The organism is Pseudomonas sivasensis (assembly GCF_052938085.1).
The window spans coordinates 3,937,789-3,956,165 of the sequence record NZ_CP176442.1 but is presented as its reverse complement, the minus strand read 5'-3'; the positions used below and the strand labels follow the sequence as shown (position 1 = coordinate 3,956,165).

At 60.8% G+C, this 18,377-nt stretch carries 12 protein-coding genes; 5 read left to right on the top strand and 7 right to left on the bottom strand.

The genetic code is table 11. The annotated features are described in order from the left end of the window. Positions 1-3: 3 nt before the first annotated feature. The 3 genes from ACKZ62_RS18055 (at position 4) to ACKZ62_RS18045 (ending at position 4,250) form a co-directional block, all read left to right on the top strand. The gene (locus ACKZ62_RS18055) at positions 4-1,503 is read left to right on the top strand and encodes a CoA-acylating methylmalonate-semialdehyde dehydrogenase (RefSeq protein ID WP_447095619.1); all 1,500 of its coding nucleotides are present in this window, start codon (positions 4-6) and stop codon (positions 1,501-1,503) included. Positions 1,504-1,809: 306 nt separating this feature from the next. Then, positions 1,810-2,748, top strand: a complete 939-nt coding sequence (locus tag ACKZ62_RS18050) for a pectate lyase family protein (RefSeq protein ID WP_447095618.1) — start codon at positions 1,810-1,812, stop codon at positions 2,746-2,748. Positions 2,749-2,999: 251 nt separating this feature from the next. Next, positions 3,000-4,250 carry a glycoside hydrolase family 68 protein gene (locus tag ACKZ62_RS18045; protein WP_095186431.1) on the top strand — a complete coding sequence of 417 codons (1,251 nt, stop codon included), beginning with the start codon at positions 3,000-3,002 and terminating at the stop codon, positions 4,248-4,250. A gap of 1,246 nt (positions 4,251-5,496) precedes the next feature. Here ACKZ62_RS18045 and ACKZ62_RS18040 read toward each other — a convergent pair. Further along, positions 5,497-6,912 (bottom strand): MFS transporter, encoded by a 1,416-nt coding sequence (locus ACKZ62_RS18040; protein WP_099603340.1) that lies wholly within the window; start codon positions 6,910-6,912, stop codon positions 5,497-5,499. An 88-nt stretch (positions 6,913-7,000) separates the two neighbouring features. On the opposite strand from ACKZ62_RS18040, the gene soxR reads away from it, so the two are divergent. Beyond that, positions 7,001-7,453 carry a redox-sensitive transcriptional activator SoxR gene (gene soxR / locus ACKZ62_RS18035; RefSeq protein WP_095186433.1) on the top strand — a complete coding sequence of 151 codons (453 nt, stop codon included), beginning with the start codon at positions 7,001-7,003 and terminating at the stop codon, positions 7,451-7,453. 51 nt (positions 7,454-7,504) lie between these two features. Here soxR and ACKZ62_RS18030 read toward each other — a convergent pair whose 3' ends face one another. From ACKZ62_RS18030 to xylA, 4 genes are all read right to left on the bottom strand, one after another. Next, positions 7,505-8,641 (bottom strand): sugar ABC transporter permease, encoded by a 1,137-nt coding sequence (locus ACKZ62_RS18030; protein ID WP_095186434.1) that lies wholly within the window; start codon positions 8,639-8,641, stop codon positions 7,505-7,507. Beyond that, positions 8,642-10,189 (bottom strand): D-xylose ABC transporter ATP-binding protein, encoded by a 1,548-nt coding sequence (gene xylG / locus ACKZ62_RS18025; RefSeq protein ID WP_177326417.1) that lies wholly within the window; start codon positions 10,187-10,189, stop codon positions 8,642-8,644. It abuts the gene before it with no gap. 5 nt (positions 10,190-10,194) lie between these two features. Beyond that, positions 10,195-11,196, bottom strand: coding sequence for a D-xylose ABC transporter substrate-binding protein (gene xylF, locus ACKZ62_RS18020; RefSeq protein ID WP_099603342.1), 1,002 nt, complete (start codon positions 11,194-11,196; stop codon positions 10,195-10,197). A gap of 251 nt (positions 11,197-11,447) precedes the next feature. Further along, a complete protein-coding gene (gene xylA / locus ACKZ62_RS18015; RefSeq protein WP_095186435.1) occupies positions 11,448-12,764 on the bottom strand; it encodes a xylose isomerase in 1,317 nt (438 codons plus the stop codon). Positions 12,765-12,903: 139 nt separating this feature from the next. Between xylA and ACKZ62_RS18010 the strand changes: the two genes are divergently transcribed. Continuing rightward, the gene (locus ACKZ62_RS18010; protein ID WP_447095617.1) at positions 12,904-14,100 is read left to right on the top strand and encodes a XylR family transcriptional regulator; all 1,197 of its coding nucleotides are present in this window, start codon (positions 12,904-12,906) and stop codon (positions 14,098-14,100) included. Between the two features lie 138 nt (positions 14,101-14,238). On the opposite strand, the gene ACKZ62_RS18005 is transcribed toward ACKZ62_RS18010, so the two are convergent. Next, positions 14,239-15,504, bottom strand: coding sequence for a carbohydrate porin (locus tag ACKZ62_RS18005; protein ID WP_122680912.1), 1,266 nt, complete (start codon positions 15,502-15,504; stop codon positions 14,239-14,241). Between the two features lie 58 nt (positions 15,505-15,562). Then, entirely contained in the window at positions 15,563-17,971 is a 2,409-nt protein-coding gene (locus ACKZ62_RS18000; RefSeq protein WP_447095616.1) for a glucose/quinate/shikimate family membrane-bound PQQ-dependent dehydrogenase, read from the bottom strand. Positions 17,972-18,377: the final 406 nt, after the last annotated feature.

The window sequence follows — 18,377 nt, the reverse complement described above, 5'->3', positions numbered from 1 at the left end:
GCCATGACAACCACAATCGAGCACTACATCAACGACCAGCGCGTGTCCCGCGATGATCGCTATCAGGACGTCTACAACCCCGCCACCGGCGAAAAAACCGGGCGCGTCGCGCTGGCCAGCCGCCAGACCGTATCCGAAGCCGTTGCTGCTGCCCAAGCCGCTTTCGACAGCTGGGCCGATACCCCGCCCATCCGCCGCGTCCGCGTGCTGTTCCAGTACCTGCACCTGTTGCGTGAGCGCAAGGACGACCTGGCGCGCATCATCGTCGCCGAGCACGGCAAGGTCTTCACCGACGCCCAGGGCGAAGTGGACCGTGGTATCGATATTCTGGAATTCGCGTGCGGCATTCCCAACCTGCTCAAAGGCGAACACTCTGACCAAGTTTCCCGAGGCATGGACAACTGGACCCTGCGCCAACCGTTGGGCGTAGTGGCCGGCGTCACGCCGTTCAACTTCCCAGTGATGGTGCCGATGTGGATGTACCCGATCGCCATCGCGGCGGGCAACACCTTCATCCTCAAGCCAAGCCCGACCGATCCGAGCGCCTCGTTGTTCATGGCCGAGCTGCTGCGTGAAGCCGGCCTGCCCAAAGGCGTGTTCAACGTGGTGCAGGGCGACAAGGAATCGGTGGATGCACTGATCGAACACCCGGACGTCAAGGCCGTGAGCTTCGTCGGCTCCACACCGATTGCCCAGTACATCTACGAAACCGGCGCGCGTAACGGCAAGCGTGTGCAGGGGCTGGGCGGTGCTAAAAACCACATGGTGGTGATGCCTGATGCGGACATCGAAAAAACCGTCGACGCCCTGATGGGCGCGGCTTATGGCAGTGCCGGCGAGCGCTGCATGGCGATCTCCGTCGCCGTGCTGGTTGGTGACGTCGGTGACAAAGTCATCGCTGCCTTGACCGAGCGCGCCAAGCAACTGCGCATCACCGACGGCCGCGACCTCAAGGCCGAGATGGGCCCGATTGTGTCCCGCGCTGCACTGGAACGCATCAGCGGCTACATCGAACAAGGCGTGCAGGCCGGCGCGCAACTGCTGCTGGACGGGCGTGATTACGTGCCCACCGAAGCGGGCCTGGAAAACGGCTTCTGGCTCGGCGCGACCCTGTTCGACCATGTGACCCGAGAGATGAGCATCTACCGCGAAGAAATCTTCGGCCCGGTCCTGGCGTGTGTGCGGGTGAACGACTTTGGCGAGGCGATCAAGCTGGTCAACGACCACGAGTTCGGCAACGGCGTCAGCTGTTTCACCCGCGACGGCAACATCGCCCGCGAATTTGCGCGGCGTATTCAGGTGGGCATGGTGGGCATCAACGTACCGATCCCGGTCCCGATGGCGTGGCACGGTTTTGGGGGGTGGAAGAAGAGTCTGTTTGGCGACATGCATGCGTACGGCACTGAGGGTGTTCGGTTCTATACCAAGCAGAAATCGATTATGCAGCGCTGGTCGGAGAGCATCGAGCAAGGCGCGGAGTTTGCGATGCCGGTGTCCAAATAACGCTTGGAAGAACACCGCAGGGCAAATGTGGGAGGGGGCTTGCCCCCGATGGCGGAATGACAGTCACTGTATATGTGGCTGTTACACCGCCATCGGGGGCAAGCCCCCTCCCACTTTTGGTTGTTTTTCACTTGAGGGTTGACTGCTAGGCGAATGATGAATACTGTACATAAACACAGTGTTTAAGCGCTGACCAACCAAACCCTGGCAACCTCAGCCACGCCAAACACTGTGTGCAAGTTAACGGATTAACTTAATGCACAGGCTCGTCAATCCGAGCCGTTTTTATCTATAGAGAGGGAACTCATGTCGTATCCAGAAAGCAAACTCACCGGCCTGACCGGTTTCGCCCTTGCGGCAAAAGTCACCGGCGGCTGGTCTGGCCAAGTGGTCAGTATCACCACGCTGGATCAACTCAAGGCCAACATTAGCGACACCACCCCACGGGTGTTGGTGATCAACAGCAATATCTCGGCGTCGAGCCTGACCAAAGTCAACATGGGTGCCAACAAGACCCTGATCGGTTCATTCCAGAACCGTACTTTGGAGAATATTCACCTGCGTGCAACCGCGCAGTCGCAGAACATTATTCTGCAGAATATTATCTTCAAACATTCGGCGAGCATTAAGGCCAATGACGATATTCAGGTGTACTTGAACTACGGCAGCAAGTACTGGATCGATCATTGCTCTTTTGTCGGGCACACCTGGTCCACCACTGACGGCAGTGAAGACAAGCTGCTGTATATCGGTGAAAAAGCCGATTATGCCACCATCAGCAACTGCTTCTTTGGCAGCCACAAGTACGGGCTGATTTTCGGGCATCCGGCGGATGATAATAAGGCAGAGTTCAACGGTTATCCGCGCCTGACGTTGTGCCACAACCGCTTCGACAACATGGAAGTACGCGCGCCTGGCTTGATGCGTTACGGTTATTTCCATGTGTATAACAACTACGTCAATAACTTCCATCTCGGTTTTACCCTCGCACAGAACGCCAATATCCTCTCTGAAAGCAACTATTTTGGCGAAGGCAGCCAAAATAAAGGCATGTTGGATGACAAAGGTACCGGGACGTTCACTGATACAAACAGTGTGCCGCCGATCACCAACCAGAAGTCACCCAAAGCACAATGGACGGCAAGTTCCAACTACGCCTATACCTTGAAGACGGCGGCGCAAGCCAAGGACTTCACACAGAAGAATGCCGGCGCCCAGGCTGGGACGCTAGTATTCGGTAGTTGAGTAGCTAGCTTTCTACTTAGCTGTCATTTATTGCAAGTGCCACTGTATGTATATCAAAGATATAAATACAGTGATGGCCTTTGTAATATGAATAATTCTTAATGTTGCTATAAGCAAGTGCCCATGTTAAACCTTGGTGCGCACTTGCAGGGCCAACTATCTCTTGCTCTTTCAGTCAGTATTAAGTTGCTGACTGCCAGGTGCTATTTAATCTTCGCTTGTCACTTAAGCGTTAGCAAAAGGACATCATCATGAAACATGCGAATCACACACCCACTCGCTGGACACGGGCCGATGCGCTGAAAGTTAATGAGAATGACCCGACGACGACACAGCCGTTAGTGAGTCCTGACTTTCCTGTCATGAGTGACACGGTCTTTATTTGGGACACCATGCCATTGCGTGAACTGGATGGCACGGTGGTATCGGTGAATGGCTGGTCGGTGATCTTCACCTTGACCGCCGACCGTCGCCCCCATGATCCACAATTCATCAATGCCGATGGCCGTTACGACATCAAGCGCGATTGGGAAGACCGCCATGGTCATGCGCGTATCTGCTACTGGTATTCGCGCACCGGCAAAGACTGGATCTTCGGCGGCCGTGTCATGGCCGAAGGGGTTTCGCCGACCACCCGTGAATGGGCGGGCACGCCGATTCTGTTGAATAACAACGGTGACATCGACCTGTACTACACCTGCGTCACGCCGGGTGCCACGATTGCCAAAGTCAGGGGCCAGGTTGTCACGTCGGACACCGGCGTCACGCTCCAGGGCTTTGATCAGGTCAAGTCGTTGTTCGATGCCGACGGCACCTACTACCAAACCGAAGCGCAGAATGCGACCTGGAACTTTCGCGATCCCAGCCCCTTTATCGATCCCGTCGATGGCAAGTTGTACATGGTGTTCGAAGGCAATGTGGCCGGCGAGCGCGGGACTCACGAAGTGGGCCCGAATGAAATAGGTCTGGTGCCGCCAGGGCATGAAGATGTGGGGGGCGCGCGTTATCAGGTGGGGTGCATCGGCATTGCCGTGGCCAAGGACCTCAACGGTGACGAGTGGGAAATCCTGCCGCCATTGGTCACGGCCGTTGGCGTGAACGACCAGACCGAACGGCCGCACTATGTGTTCCAGGACAACAAGTACTACCTGTTCACCATCAGCCACAAGTTCACCTATGCGGATGGCGTGACGGGGCCGGATGGCGTCTATGGGTTTGTCAGTGATCATCTGTTCGGCCCCTATACGCTGATGAATGCGTCGGGGCTGGTACTGGGCAACCCGCCTTCGCAGCCGTTCCAGACGTACTCTCACTGCGTGATGCCCAACGGCCTGGTGACGTCGTTTATCGACAGCGTGCCCACCACCGGCGATGACTATCGCATCGGCGGCACCGAGGCGCCGACGGTCAGGATCGTGTTGAAGGGTGATCGTTCGTTTGTGCAGGAGGCTTATGACTACGGCTACATTCCGGCGATGCGGGATGTGGTGTTGAGCCAGTGACCGCAGTGCAAAAGCCAGCCTGATTCATCAGGTGTAAACCGATCCAAATAGTGTAGGAGGGGGCTTGCCCCCGATGGCGGTGTCTCAGTCAAGAAGGTGCGACTGGTCCACCGCTATCGGGGGCAAGCCCCCTCCCACCGTTGACCGGTGTTGTGCCTGGAAGATTGGTGGCGCTCAAGCTCAAGGCTGTCATGAGCCACATACTCAGTCGGCCCTGACAAGCAGAGATCCAGTGTGGGAGGGGCAACCCTCCCACCTTTGACTGGTGTTGTGTCTGGAAGATTGGCGGCGCTGAAGCTCAAGACCACCATGAGCCACATACTCGGCCGGTCCTGACAAATGGAGATCCAATGTGGGAGGGGGCTTGCCCCCGATGGCGGTGCCTCAGTCAAGAAGGTGTCGACTGGTCCACAGCTATCGGGAGCAAGCCCCCTCCCACCTTTGACCGGTGTTGTGTCTGGAAGATTGGCGGCGCTGAAGCTCAAGACCACCATGAGCCACATACTCGGCCGGTCCTGACAAATGGAGATCCAATGTGGGAGGGGGCTTGCCCCCGATGGCGGTGCCTCAGTCAAGAAGGTGTCGACTGGTCCACAGCTATCGGGAGCAAGCCCCCTCCCACCTTTGACCGGTGTTGTGTCTGGAAGATTGGCGGCGCTGAAGCTCAAGACCACCATGAGCCACATACTCGGCCGGTCCTGACAAATGGAGATCCAATGTGGGAGGGGGCTTGCCCCCGATGGCGGTGCCTCAGTCAAGAAGGTGTTGACTGGTCCACAGCTATCGGGAGCAAGCCCCCTCCCACCTTTGACCGGTGTCGTGTCTGGAAGATTGGCGGCGCTGAAGCTCAAGACCACCATGAGCCACATACTCGGCCGGTCCTGACAAATGGAGATCCAATGTGGGAGGGGGCTTGCCCCCGATGGCGGTGCCTCAGTCAAGAAGGTGTCGACTGGTCCACAGCTATCGGGAGCAAGCCCCCTCCCACCTTTGACCGGTGTCGTGTCTGGAAGATTGGCGGCGCTGAAGCTCAAGACCACCATGAGCCACATACTCGGCCGGTCCTGACAAATGGAGATCCAATGTGGGAGGGGGCTTGCCCCCGATGGCGGTGCCTCAGTCAAGAAGGTGTCGACTGGTCCACCGCTATCGGGGCAAGCCCCCTCCCACCTTTGACCCCGTTCAAGCAGTGATTTTTGAGCCGTTCATAATCCACGGTGGTCTTGGCAATCTCCAGAAATGGCCACTAACCGATCATGCGAACCACCCGCCTGGCAATCAGAACACCCACCACAGGCGCCAGCGCAAACACCCCAAACAGCCACACCGCAGCGCTCGCGGTGCCTTCGACACCGCCGGGTTCAGTGAGGCCGGCGACGTTCGCGACCATGCCCGCCAGTGCCGCGCCAAACGCGGTAGCGAACAGTTGCACGGTGGTAATCGACGCGCTGGCAAGGTCCTGCTCACCGGCCGGCGCCACCTGGAACACCCGAGTCAGCAAGTGCGGCCACGCCAGCCCCACGCCCAACCCAATCAGGATAAGCGCCAGGCAGATCGGTGTGAGCGTCTGCCCGCTGCCGTTGCTTTCGACGGGCATCAAGATGGCCAGCGCCACCATGCCCACCACGCCCAGGATCGGCCCGGCCAGGATCGCGCGTCGAATGTTGCCGCCCGTCACACCCGCGCTGGCGATTGACCCCAGCGTCCAGCCGGCCGCCATCAGTGCGGCCAGATAACCGGCCACCAACGGCGACTGGTGGTGCAGGACTTGAAGAAACAGCGGCACGAAGATTTCGCCACTGGTCACGGCCACCGCCAGCAATGACATCGTCGCGTACAGCGCGCCGAGTGCAGTGGTGATCCGAAACGCTCCGGCGGGCAACAGTCGATGGTGGGCGCGGCTTTCCGTGACGATCAGCAGCGCGGTGAACACCGCTGCCACGGCCAGCCCCAGCAGGTTCAGGGGCAGGGTGGACGAGACGCTGCCGGCCGACACCGCCAGTACCGCCGCCGTCAGCAGCACCAGTTGGGCGAGTGGCAGCGGTGTCGGCTCAACGCTATCGGTGCTGCGCTTGGGCAGGACCGCCGCCGCCAGCACCGCGAATAACCCGGCCACCGGAATCAACGACCAGAACGCCGCGCGCCATATGCCCAGCTCGGCAAACACCCCGCCCACCGCTGGCCCGACCAGCGTCGCCACGCCCCACATCCCCGACACCAACGCCATCGCGCGAGGCCACAGGCTTTCATCGAACACCAACCGAATCATCGCGTAGGACAGCGCGAACAAGAACCCACCGCCCAGCCCCTGCACCAACCGCCCAACGAGCATCACCGGCATGGACGGCGCAAACGCACAGGCCAAGGCCCCGCCGGCAAACACCAGGCTGGCGACCAGGTACGCCGCACGCGGCCCGAGGCTGCCGAGCAGGCGCGCCGACAACGCCGAACCGAGGATCGAGGCGGCGACAAATAACGTGGTGTTCCAGGCGTAGTAGTCGATGCCGCCGATGTCCTGGACCACTGACGGCAGAATCGTGGTGGCGATGTACACGTTGATCGCATGCAGCACCACGCCGCCTGCCAGTGCGAGCGAACGTACGCCGTTGGCACCGGACAACAGCGCGGCCCAGTTGGAAGGGGAGGGTTGAGGTGTGTCCATGTAGGCTCCGATTCAAAGGACTGAAGGCTTGCCAAGGCAAGCCGACACCCTTTATAAAACCTCATGTTTAGATGAGGTCAAGAGCTGGATGGAAGCGAAAATCGATGTGCGCATCCCCCTCGGCGTGGGCGAATTGGCCCGCCGCAGCGGCGTGACCGTGGCCACGGTGCATTTCTACGAAGCCAAGGGGTTGATCCACGCACAACGCAGCGCGGGCAATCAGCGTCGCTATCAGCGTGACGTACTGCGCCGGATCGCGGTGATCAAGGTCGCGCAGCGCGCGGGCATTCCGTTGGCGACCATCAAGGACGCGTTGGACGAACTGCCTTCAGGACGGCCGTTGACTGCGAAGGACTGGACCCAACTCTCCACCCGCTGGCGCGACCTGTTGAGTGAGCGCATCAACAGCCTCACTCAACTGCGCGACCAGCTCGATGGCTGTATCGGCTGTGGTTGCCTGTCCCTGGATGATTGCCCGCTGCGCAATCCGGGGGATCGCCTGGGGCAGTTGGGGGATGGGGCCGTGTTGCTCGGAAAGTGAGACGACCACCGCCCCTCCCACACGGGATTTGTGGTGTTTGTGAGGGTGGCGTCAGCGCCGCCCCGTGCGCGTACTCACATCCACCCACACCGCCAACACCAGGATGCTGCCCTTCACAATCATCTGCCAGTAACTGTCCACGTCCAGCATCGACATGCCGTTATCCAGGCTGGTAATCACCAACGCCCCGAGCAACGCGCCATACACCGTGCCCGAGCCGCCGCGCATCGACGTACCACCAATAAAGCACGCAGCGATGGCATCCAACTCGCCCATATTGCCCGCCGACGGTGAGCCCGCCGCGAGCCGCGCGGTGTTGACCAGGCCGGCGAGGGCGCACATCACGCCCATGATCCCGAAGATCCACAGTTTCACCGCCTGCACGTTGATGCCCGACAGGCGCGTGGCTTCCATATTGCTGCCCACCGCATACACGCGGCGGCCGAACACTGTCTGGCTGGTGACGTAGCTGAACACGCCGAGCAGCACCAGCAACAGCAGCACTGGTACGGGGATGCCGTCGTAGCTGTTGAGGGTGGTGACGAACCCGGCGAGTACCGCGCCGATCACCGCCACGCGCAGCACGTCGCGCACCAGGGCGTGCGGCGCCAAGCCATGCAGCGCGCGGTTGCGCCGTTGTTTCCAGGTCAACAACAGGGTCAGGGCAAACAGCAAGACCCCAAGGCCAATCCCCACCGAATGCGGCAAATACCCCTGGCCTACGTACACCAGCGACGGCGACACCGGCGCGATGGTGGTGCCGCCGGTGATCCCCAGCAGAATCCCGCGAAACGCCAGCATGCCGCCCAGGCCAACGATAAAAGAGGGGATGCGCAGGTAGGCCGTCATGTAACCGTTGGCCAAACCGATCATCAGCCCACACAGCGCCACCAGGCTGAGATTGGCCAGCAGCGGAATGTGATAAACCACATCCAGGATCGCCGCCAACCCGCCCAACAACCCCAGCAACGAACCCACCGACAAATCAATCTCGCCGCTAATAATCACCAGCACCATGCCGCACGCCAGAATCCCGGTGATTGCCATCTGCCGCAGCAGGTTCGACAGGTTGCGCGGTGTGAGGAAACCGCCCTCGGTCTGCCAACTGAAAAACAGCCAGATCACCGCCACGGCGATCACCAGCGCAAGCATTTTGTAGCGGGTAAACAGCTGTTTGACCTGATTCATCTACGCGGTCTTCCGATCATTATTGTTGTTTTGGCTGAGCGCAGCGGCGAGCACCTGTTCCTGGGTGAGCCCTTCATTGATGAAATCGCCGCGCAACTGGCCGTCGCCGATCACCAGCACGCGGTTGGACACGCCGAGCACTTCGGCCAGTTCCGAGGAGACCATGATGATCGACACGCCTTCGGCCGCCAGGGCGCCCATCAGTTTGTAGATCTCATACTTGGCGCCCACGTCCACCCCGCGCGTGGGTTCGTCGAGGATCAGCACTTTGGGCTTGGCCATCAGCATTTTCGCCAGCACGGCTTTTTGCTGATTGCCGCCGGACAAGCTGGTGATCGGTAAAAACGGGCTGGCCGTCTTGAGGTGCATGCGTGCGATCTGCTGGTCGATGCTGCCCAGTTCAGCTTCTGCGTCGATGCGGGTCATATGCGCATAGGTATCGAGGACCGCCAGGGTGATGTTCTGACCCACGCCCAGGTCGGGAATGATGCCTTGGCGCTTACGGTCCTCGGGCACCATGCACAGCCCGGCGCGAATCGATTTGAGCGGCGTGCGCGTGTCGATTACCTGGCCGTCGAGCCACACCTCGGCGCTGTAGCGGCCGGGGTAGGCGCCGAAGAGCGCTGACACTAACTCCGTGCGTCCGGCGCCCACCAGCCCGGCAATACCGAGGATCTCGCCGCGCTTGAGCACGAAGGAAATATCGTCGACACGCTTGCGCCTGGGGTTGTCCACGTCGTAGCAGGTGACGTTGCGCGCCTCGAAAATCACCTCGCCGATGGCATGGGGCTCGGTGGGGTAGAGGTTGCTCATCTCACGGCCGACCATCTGCGTGATGATCCGGGGGATGTCCATGTCGGCCATGGCCGTGGTCGCGATGTGTTTACCGTCGCGGATCACCGCAATGGTGTCGCACACCGCCGCCACTTCATCGAGCTTGTGGGAGATGTACACGCAGGCTACACCCTTGGCTTTGAGGTCACGGATGATGTCGAGCAGTACCTCGATTTCCGAGCGGGTCAGGGCCGAAGAGGGCTCGTCGAGGATCAGCAGGCGCGCTTTTTTATTGAGCGCCTTGGCGATTTCTACCAGTTGCTGGTAGCCGCCGCCGTACTGCGACACCGGCAAGGCGACGTTCATGTCCGGCACCTTGAGTTCACGCATCAACGCTTCGGCGCGGTGGATCATCGCCGGGTAGTTCATGCGCCCGCCGGGCAATGTCAGTTCGTGGCCCATAAAGATGTTTTCGGCCACCGACAGGTCGGGCACCAGGGTCAGTTCCTGGTGAATGATCACGATACCGGCGGCCTCGGTTTCGCTGATGGACTGAGCCTTGAGCGGTTGCCCATCCCAGAGGATTTCACCCTCCCAGGTGCCGTACGGGTAGACCGCCGACAGCACCTTCATCAGTGTGGATTTACCCGCGCCGTTCTCACCGCACAGGCCGACACATTCCCCCGGCCGCACAGTGATGTCGATGCCGTTCAGCGCGTTGACACCGCCAAAGCTTTTGACGATGCCGTTCATTTGCAGCAGATAGTCAGCCATGGCGGTCACTGCCCGCCGATCTGCTCTTTGGTATAGAACCCGTCCTTCTCCAACAGATCGATATTGGCCTTGGTCAGCGGAGTCGGGGTGAGCAGGATGGTGTCGACTTTCTTGCTGCCGTTATCGTACTGCGAGCTGTAGGTGGGCTTCTCGTTACGTGCCAGTTGCACCGAGAGCTTGGCGGCTTCGGTGGCAATCAGCTTGAGCGGTTTGTACACGGTCATGGTCTGGGTGCCGTCGATCACGCGTTTGATCGCGGCGAGGTCAGCGTCCTGTCCGGAGATCGGCACCTTGCCCGCCAGTTTCTGCGCGGCCAGGGCCTGGATCGCACCGCCGGCGGTGGCGTCGTTGGAGGCGACGATGGCGTCGATTTTGTTGTTGTTCCGGGTCAGGGCGTTTTCGACGATGCTCAGGGCTTCGGTGGGGTTCCACTCCTTGACCCACTGCTGGCCGACTACCTTGATATCGCCCTTGTCGATGGCCGGTTGCAGCACCTTCATCTGGCCTTCGCGCAGCACCTTGGCGTTGTTGTCGGTAGGCGCGCCGCCGAGCAGGAAGTAGTTGCCCTTGGGCGCCGCTTGCAGCACACCGCTGGCCTGCATTTCGCCGACCTTTTCGTTATCAAAGGAGATGTAGGCGTCGATGTCCGCATTGAGAATCAGGCGGTCATAGGACACCACCTTGATCCCGGCTTTCTTGGCTTCGGCCACCGCGTTGGTCAGCACCGTGGCGTTGAACGGCACGATAACGATCACATCGACGCCCCGGGAAATCAGGTTTTCGATCTGGGAAATCTGCTTCTGCTCGTTGGCATCGGCGGACTGCACAAAGACCTTCGCGTCGAGTTTTTCCGCAGCGGCGACGAAGTAATCGCGGTCGCGGGACCAGCGTTCCAGGCGCAGGTCGTCGATGGAGAAACCGATTTTCGGGTGGGCGGAATCGGCCATCACCGGCAGTGCGAGCAGGGCCAGGGCGGTGGCGAGCAGGGTACGTTTGAATGACTTCATGTTGGTGCGTCCTTTTATTGTTGTTGGAAGACTCTAGCCGAACACTGCTGTTGCTGTTTGCGTTGTGTGTAGCCTGGCTTTTTTGTGGTGAGTGGGCTTGCCCCGCGCTAGGGCGCGAAGCGACCCCAAACCAGACGAGGCAATTTTACGTGACACACCGAGGTGCCTGATTTCAGGGCCGCTTCGCGCCCCAGCGCGGGGCAAGCCCGCTCACTACAACTGCAGCCACAATCAACTGCGCACAGCATCGGTCAGGTGTAGATAAACCGGTTCACGACACCTTCGAGCATCTCCTGTCGCCCGCTCACCGCCTGCGGGTTCAGTTCATGGGCAAACGCGTGTTCTGCCAGCGATTCCAGGCTGAACTCACCCGCCAGCACGGCTTGGCCCAGCGGCTGTTGCCAACCGGCATAACGCTGGTCCTTGAACTGCTGCAATCGGTCGTTTTGCACCATGGCCGCCGCACGCTCCAGGGCCAGCGCCAATACGTCCATGGCCTCCACATGCCCGTGGAACAGATCCACCTCATCCAGGCTCTGACGCCGTACCTTAGAATCAAAGTTATAGCCGCCGTTCTTGAACCCGCCAGCCTTGAGGATTTCATAGGTGGCGAGGGTCATCTCCTCGACGCTGTTGGGGAATTGGTCGGTGTCCCAGCCGTTCTGCGGGTCGCCACGGTTGGCGTCGATGCTGCCGAAGATACCGAGGGATACGGCCGTGGCGATCTCGTGATGGAAGCTGTGCCCGGCCAGGGTGGCGTGGTTGGCCTCGATATTCACCTTGATCTCGTGTTCCAGGCCGTACTCATGCAGGAAACCGAACACCGTGGCGCTGTCGTAGTCGTACTGGTGCTTGGTCGGCTCCTGGGGCTTGGGCTCGATCAGCAGGTCGCCCTTGAAGCCGATCTTGTGCTTGTGTTCCACCACCATGCGCATAAAGCGCCCGAGCTGTTCGCGCTCGCGCTTGAGGTCGGTGTTGAGCAGGGTTTCATAGCCTTCACGGCCGCCCCACAGCACATAGTTTGAGCCTTTGAGCCGCAGGGTGGCGTTCATCGCGCTGAACACCTGGGCGGCGGCGTAGGCAAACACTTCAGGGTCCGGGTTACTGGCAGCGCCGGCGGCAAAGCGCGGGTTGCTGAAGCAGTTCGCGGTGCCCCACAGCAGTTTGATCCCGGTTTGTTCCTGGTGACGCTCCAGATGGTCGACCATCTGTGCGAAGTGCTCGCGGTACTCCTTGAGCGAGCTGCCTTCGGGCGCCACGTCGGTGTCGTGAAAGCTGTAGTAGTCGATGCCCAGTTTGGAGAAAAACTCAAAGGCCGCCTCCGCCTTGCCGATGGCCACCTCCATCGGGTCGCCACTGCGCTGCCACGGGCGCTTGAAGGTGCCCATGCCAAACATATCGGCACCGGGCCACACGAAGGTGTGCCAGTAACACGCAGCCATGCGCAGGTGCTCGCGCATGGGTTTGCCGAGGATCAACTTGTTGGCGTCGTAATGGCGAAAGGCGAGGGGGGAATCGCTGCTGGGGCCTTCGAAGCGAACCTTCTCGACACCGGGGAAGTACGGCATGGCGTTTTCCTTATTGTTCTTGGCGGTGTCTGGATACTAGCAACGGCGATGGGGCTGGCGATTATGAAAATCACCAAGGCGTAGTGCGATTTTGTGCAGCGAGGGCTAGTCTGTCGCGACAGTCCCCAGGACAAAAACAATGAAAACCCTACCGCCCGTGCACCGAATCGCGCTGCTGTTCAACGGCAGCAAAATCTACGACCGCGGCATCATCGCCGGCATCGGTAATTACCTGAGCAGTACGCGTGTGTCCTGGGATTTGTTCCTGGAAGAGGACTTTCTATGCCGCCTCAAAGGCATCGAGCGTTTTCAGGGCGACGGCATCATTGCCGACTTCGACGACCCGCTGATTGGCGAGGTATTGGCCGACAGTCAGTTGCCGGTGGTAGCGGTGGGCGGCTCCTATGAAGACGGCCGCGCGTACCCCAAGGGCATCCCCTATGTGGCCACCGATAATTACGCATTGATGAAGTTGGCCTACGCGCATTTGATCGAGGCAGGGCTGACGCGCTTTGCCTGCTTCAGCCTGCCCGAAGCGCAGGCCAACCGCTGGGCCCAGGAGCGCGAAAAAGCCTTTCGCCGCCTGATGCTGCGCGACGGCTTGCAGGTGGAGGTGTATCGCGGCCTCGGCACCAGCGCGCCGTTGTGGGACAGCGCAGTGGAGCAGCAGATCGCCTGGCTGCACAGCTTGCCAAAGCCCATTGGCATTATTGCCGTGACCGATGCCCGTGCCCGGCAATTGCTGCAAGCCTGCCTCACAGCCGGCATCGCCGTGCCGGAACAAGTGGCGCTGATCGGCATCGACAACGATCCGCTGACCCGAACCCTTACGCGAGTGCCGCTGAGTTCGGTGATCCAGGGCACCGAAACCATGGGTCGCACTGCCGCTGCGCTGTTGCACCAGATGTTGCACGGCAAGCCTTGCACCGGTACGCAAATCCTCGTGCCGCCGGACGCAATCAACGTCCAGGCCTCCAGCCTTCATCAACCCTTGGGCAATCCGTACGTGATGCAGGCGCTGCTGTTTATCCGCCAATACGCGTGCCAGGGCATCAAGACCGCTCAAGTGGCGGCGTATGTCGGTGTGTCGCGTTCATCCCTGGAAGCGCACTTTCGTAAGGTGCGCAATTGCAGCGTGCATGACGAAATCCTGCGCTTCAAACTCGCGGCTGCCGCCAGAGGCCTGGAAAACCGCGACCTGGCGATTGCCGACATCGCGTCGACCTGCGGCTTCACCTCGGCGCAGTACCTGCACACCGTGTTTCGTCGCGAGTTTGGCTGTACGCCCCGGGAGTACCAGCGGGGCGCGGAGTTTGCGTTATCTGTCCCTGAGTAAGGCCTTACATACACTGCTGAACCCACTGTGGGAGGGGGCTTGCTCCCGATGGCGGTGTGTCAGTCAATGAATGGCTTGACTGACACACCGCCATCGGGAGCAAGCCCCCTCCCACATTTTTTGACCGCGTTCAGGCGCTTAGAACACTGCCTTGACCTGCAACCCCAACACCAGCGCATTGTCGATGTTGTCACCCGAAAACGCGCCTGGCTCGATGATGTATTGCACATCCGGGCGCAGGTTCAGCCATGGCGTGGCCTGGTAGCCGTAACTGAGTTCGATCAGTTGTTCGGCGTTGTCGAGGTTGGGGTAGCTGGACCCGGCGTTGAACGCTGCCAGTTCCTGCACGTCGCGGCTGCGCGGGTTTGGCACGGCGCGGCCATAACCCAGGGACAGGGTGTCCCGCGGGCGGCCTTCGAACGGTTTGTAGAGCACTACACCTGCGCCATACCACTTGCTGAACGGCGAGGCCGCTTCGCTGGCGGCGGAGTATTGGCCGAAGGCGTGCAGCACACGGCCGGCCGACGATTCGGAGGCCCACACCGCCTGGTCGATCAGCAGATAGTGACCGCCGCGACCGCTGACTTTTTCAGTGCTGCCGATGCGTTTCACATCGGAGCTGTCGTAGTAGTAACCCACCTTATATTCCCCGGGCAGGGGGCCTGCGTGCTTGTACACCAGCTCAATCGGCACCACGGTCCCGGTGGTGTGCTTGGGGCTCAACTTCCAGGCGCGGCTGGAGTCGCCGTTGCTTTCCGGGTCGACATTGAACGCCGCCACCCGCACTTGCCAGGCCGGCGAGAGGTCGTATTTCACCCGTGCGCCCAGACGCGCGTTCGGGTAGTTGGTCCAGCCGCTGCCGCCGGACATGTTCAGCGGATGCCCGCAGAAACCGGCGTTCATGAAGTTGCACAGGATGCCGCTGTCCAGGCCGCCGAGGTCATTGCCCATGGCCATGTAGCCGAGCTTCACGTTGAGTGCCGGGGTGAAGAGCGTGCGCTCGTAGCTCAGCTCAGTGAGGCGGGTGTAGAGACCGCCGTAGTTTTCCTGGATCGGCAGACGGTTGCCCACCAGGTCCTCGGACGCGCTGTTGCCACGACGGTCATTGACGGTGACCTGGATGCGGTCGCCGTTGGTGAAACCGTAGAGCTTGCTCAGGTCGAACTGCACACCGAGCTTGAGGTTTTGCGAGTAGCGCGCCGAGCGGTGCTGACCGCCGTGGGCGTTGTAGGCAGTTTCGCCGCTGTAGTCGCCGGTGAAGCGCACACCGGTGTCTTCCAGTTCACGGCGCAGGCCGCCCCAGTCGCCGGTCAGGGTGGTGTCATCGGCTTGGACGGGCAGGGCGGCGCCCAGGGCCAGGCCGAGCAACAGGCGCCCAAAAGAGAGATGAGAAGTGGGTGTCATGCGGGTCTTCCAGACAGAAAGCGCGGTGCCGGGGGGGCACCGCGCTTGGGGGGGGGGGTTATGGCAGGGCGTAGGCGATCACGTAGTCGCCACGGTCAGTGGATTGGCGTGCACCGCCGGCGGTGACGACTACGTACTGCTTGCCGGTTTTCGGCGATACGTAAGTCATCGGGCCGCCTTGGCTGCCGACCGGCAGGCGGGCTTTCCACACTTCGTCACCGTTGCCGCTGTTGAAGGCGCGCAGGTAGAAATCCTGGGTGCCGGCGATAAAGATCAGGCCGCCCTGGGTCGACAGCGTGCCGCCGAGGGTCGGCAGACCGATCTTGATCGGCAGGTGCATACGGATGCCCAGCGGGCCGGTGTCTTCAACGGTGCCAACCGGCACCTGCCACGCGACTTTCTGGGTCTTCATATCGATGGCGGTCAGGGTGCCGAACGGCGGCGCCTGGCACGGAATGCCGGCCACCGACAGGAAGCGGTTTTTGTTCACGGCATACGGCGTGCCCTTGAGCGGGACCGCGCCCATGCCGGTGTTCAGCGCTTCGCCACCGGACGAAGACTGGGCTTTGTTCTGCGACGGCACCATCTGGATCCACAGGCCCAGGCGCATGTCGTTGACGAAGATAAAACCGTGCACCGGGTCGGTGGAAATGCTGCCCCAGTTCATGCCGCCCAGGGAACCCGGGAAGCTCAGGGATTTATCGGTGCCCGGCGCGGTGTACAGGCCGTCGTAGCGCATGCCTTTGAAGTCGATGCGGCACAGCAACTGGTCGTACGGGGTGGCGCCCCACATGTCCGATTCAGTCAGGGTTTGCGCGCCGATCTGCGGCATGCCCACCGATTTAGGCTGGGTTGGCGAGTACGGTTCATTGGGGATGTTGGCGGCCTTGACCGGCACTTCTTTTACGTCAGTCAGCGGTTTGCCAGTGGCGCGGTCGAGCACGTAGATCTGGCCGGCCTTGGTGCCGATCACTACCGCAGGCACGGCTTTGTCGCTGCCCGGCGGGGTGAAGTCGATCAGGCTTGGCTGCATTGGCAGGTCGAAGTCCCACAGGTCGTTGTGGACGGTCTGGTACACCCACTTTTCAGCACCGGTGGAGGCATCCAGCGCCAATACCGAAGCGCCGTATTTATGGTTGAGCTGGGTGCGTTCCACGCCGTAGATGTCGGTGGATGAGCTGCCCATCGGCAGGAAAATCGTGTTCATCAGCGGGTCGTAGGACATCGGCGCCCAGCTGTTCGGCGTGCTGCGCACGTAAGTGCTGTCGCCGGTTGGGGCTTGTTTGTCTTCCGGGTTGCCGGGGTCGAAGGCCCAACGCATTTGCCCGCTGATCACGTCAAAACCACGGATCACGCCGCCTGGCATGTCGGTCTGCACGTTATCCGCCACGCGACCACCGACCACTACGGTGGTGCCAGCGATCAACGGGGCCGAGGAGAGCTGGTAGTAGCTGTCCGGGACATTGCCCAGGCCGGCTTTCAAATCCACCTGGCCGTGGGTGCCGAAGTCTTCACAGAATTTGCCGGTGTCGGCGTCTACCGCAATCAGGCGGGCATCAATGGTGTTGGTCAGCAGACGGCGCTGGCACTGCGCACCGGCTGGAACGCTGGCGGCAATGATCGGCGAGCTGTTGGGCTGGGTCGGCTGGGCAATCGGCGCGGTGGCGTCGAAATAGGCCATGCCGCGGCAACGCTGCCAGACCGCCGATTTGGCGTTGACTTCGTTCTTCCACAGTTCTTTGCCGGTGTCGGCGTCGAGGGCGATCAGGTTGTTGTGCGGGGTGCAGATGAACACTTTGTTGCCGATCTGCAGCGGGGTCAGTTGGTCTTCGGCACCGTTGCCGTCGCTGATCGCCACGTCACCGGTGTGGTAGGTCCAGGCTACTTTGAGCTTGTTGACGGTGTCGCGGTTGATCTGGTCCAGCGCGGCGAAGCGGCTGCCGCCTTCAGTGTTGCCGTAGTGCGCCCAATCTTTCTGCGCATCGGCCGGGGCCACTGGCGTGACGCCTGGGCCGGCACCGGTCGGGGCGACGCTTGGGTGGGCGACAAACATATTGCCCGCCGCAACCACTACGCCCACCGCCAGTACGGCGGCAACGCCATAGGCACCGCGCGCAGGCTTGCCGACCAGCAGTGGGTACACCAGCGCGACCACCAGGCCAATCGCGGCGAACATGAATAGCCGCGAGAACAGCGGCCAGAACACCAGGCCCACATCCGCCACGGCCCAAATGGCTGTGCCCACCAGGAACGCGGCAAACAACCACGCACCCGCCGGGTTACGCCGGGCAATCAACAGGCCGGCAATCGCCATGGACACGCCGCCGATCAGGAAGTACCAGGAACCTCCCAGGCTAACCAGTTTGGCGCCGCCGACGGCGAGCGCGATGCCGAGCAGGGCGATGATAACGCCCAGGCCCAGGAGTAAGAATCTAGAGACGCCAGTGGCGCGCGATGCTCGTTTCATGTCGAAAGGACTCGAATGTGAGAGGGCAAAGACGCGATTTTAGCAAGATAAGTAACTGGTTAGTACATTAGAGTCCTGCAATAGACTATTACAGTTGCTGCGATGATGCAGTGCGGTCAAATGCCGCGTTGGATAGGAGGGTTTTCTCGATGGGCAGCGGTGCGGGGAGCGCGTATTCAGGGGTGTCGATAGCCGTATCAGGATGAGCGCACTCTGAGCCTCAACGAAACGCCCCATCGGTTGAGTGGATGGGGCGTAGCGTTCGACCACCGTCTTTACAGGCAGCTTTGCTCGAACTCTTCGAGCATATCGGAGCGGATCAGATGACCCTCGTCATCCCGATCCCGGTACCGTCGTGGCTCAAGTCACTGCCATGCATGGGTTGACGTCTTCCTTGAGGGCGATG

Excerpts from the sequence above, each read along its gene's own strand:
- ACKZ62_RS18055 (WP_447095619.1), top strand. The coding sequence starts at position 4 with ATGACAACCACAATCGAGCACTACATCAACGACCAGCGCGTGTCCCGC.
- ACKZ62_RS18050 (WP_447095618.1), top strand. The coding sequence starts at position 1,810 with ATGTCGTATCCAGAAAGCAAACTCACCGGCCTGACCGGTTTCGCCCTT.
- ACKZ62_RS18045 (WP_095186431.1), top strand. The coding sequence starts at position 3,000 with ATGAAACATGCGAATCACACACCCACTCGCTGGACACGGGCCGATGCG.
- ACKZ62_RS18040 (WP_099603340.1), bottom strand. The coding sequence starts at position 6,912 with ATGGACACACCTCAACCCTCCCCTTCCAACTGGGCCGCGCTGTTGTCC.
- soxR (WP_095186433.1), top strand. The coding sequence starts at position 7,001 with ATGGAAGCGAAAATCGATGTGCGCATCCCCCTCGGCGTGGGCGAATTG.
- ACKZ62_RS18030 (WP_095186434.1), bottom strand. The coding sequence starts at position 8,641 with ATGAATCAGGTCAAACAGCTGTTTACCCGCTACAAAATGCTTGCGCTG.
- xylG (WP_177326417.1), bottom strand. The coding sequence starts at position 10,189 with ATGGCTGACTATCTGCTGCAAATGAACGGCATCGTCAAAAGCTTTGGC.
- xylF (WP_099603342.1), bottom strand. The coding sequence starts at position 11,196 with ATGAAGTCATTCAAACGTACCCTGCTCGCCACCGCCCTGGCCCTGCTC.
- xylA (WP_095186435.1), bottom strand. The coding sequence starts at position 12,764 with ATGCCGTACTTCCCCGGTGTCGAGAAGGTTCGCTTCGAAGGCCCCAGC.
- ACKZ62_RS18010 (WP_447095617.1), top strand. The coding sequence starts at position 12,904 with ATGAAAACCCTACCGCCCGTGCACCGAATCGCGCTGCTGTTCAACGGC.
- ACKZ62_RS18005 (WP_122680912.1), bottom strand. The coding sequence starts at position 15,504 with ATGACACCCACTTCTCATCTCTCTTTTGGGCGCCTGTTGCTCGGCCTG.
- ACKZ62_RS18000 (WP_447095616.1), bottom strand. The coding sequence starts at position 17,971 with ATGAAACGAGCATCGCGCGCCACTGGCGTCTCTAGATTCTTACTCCTG.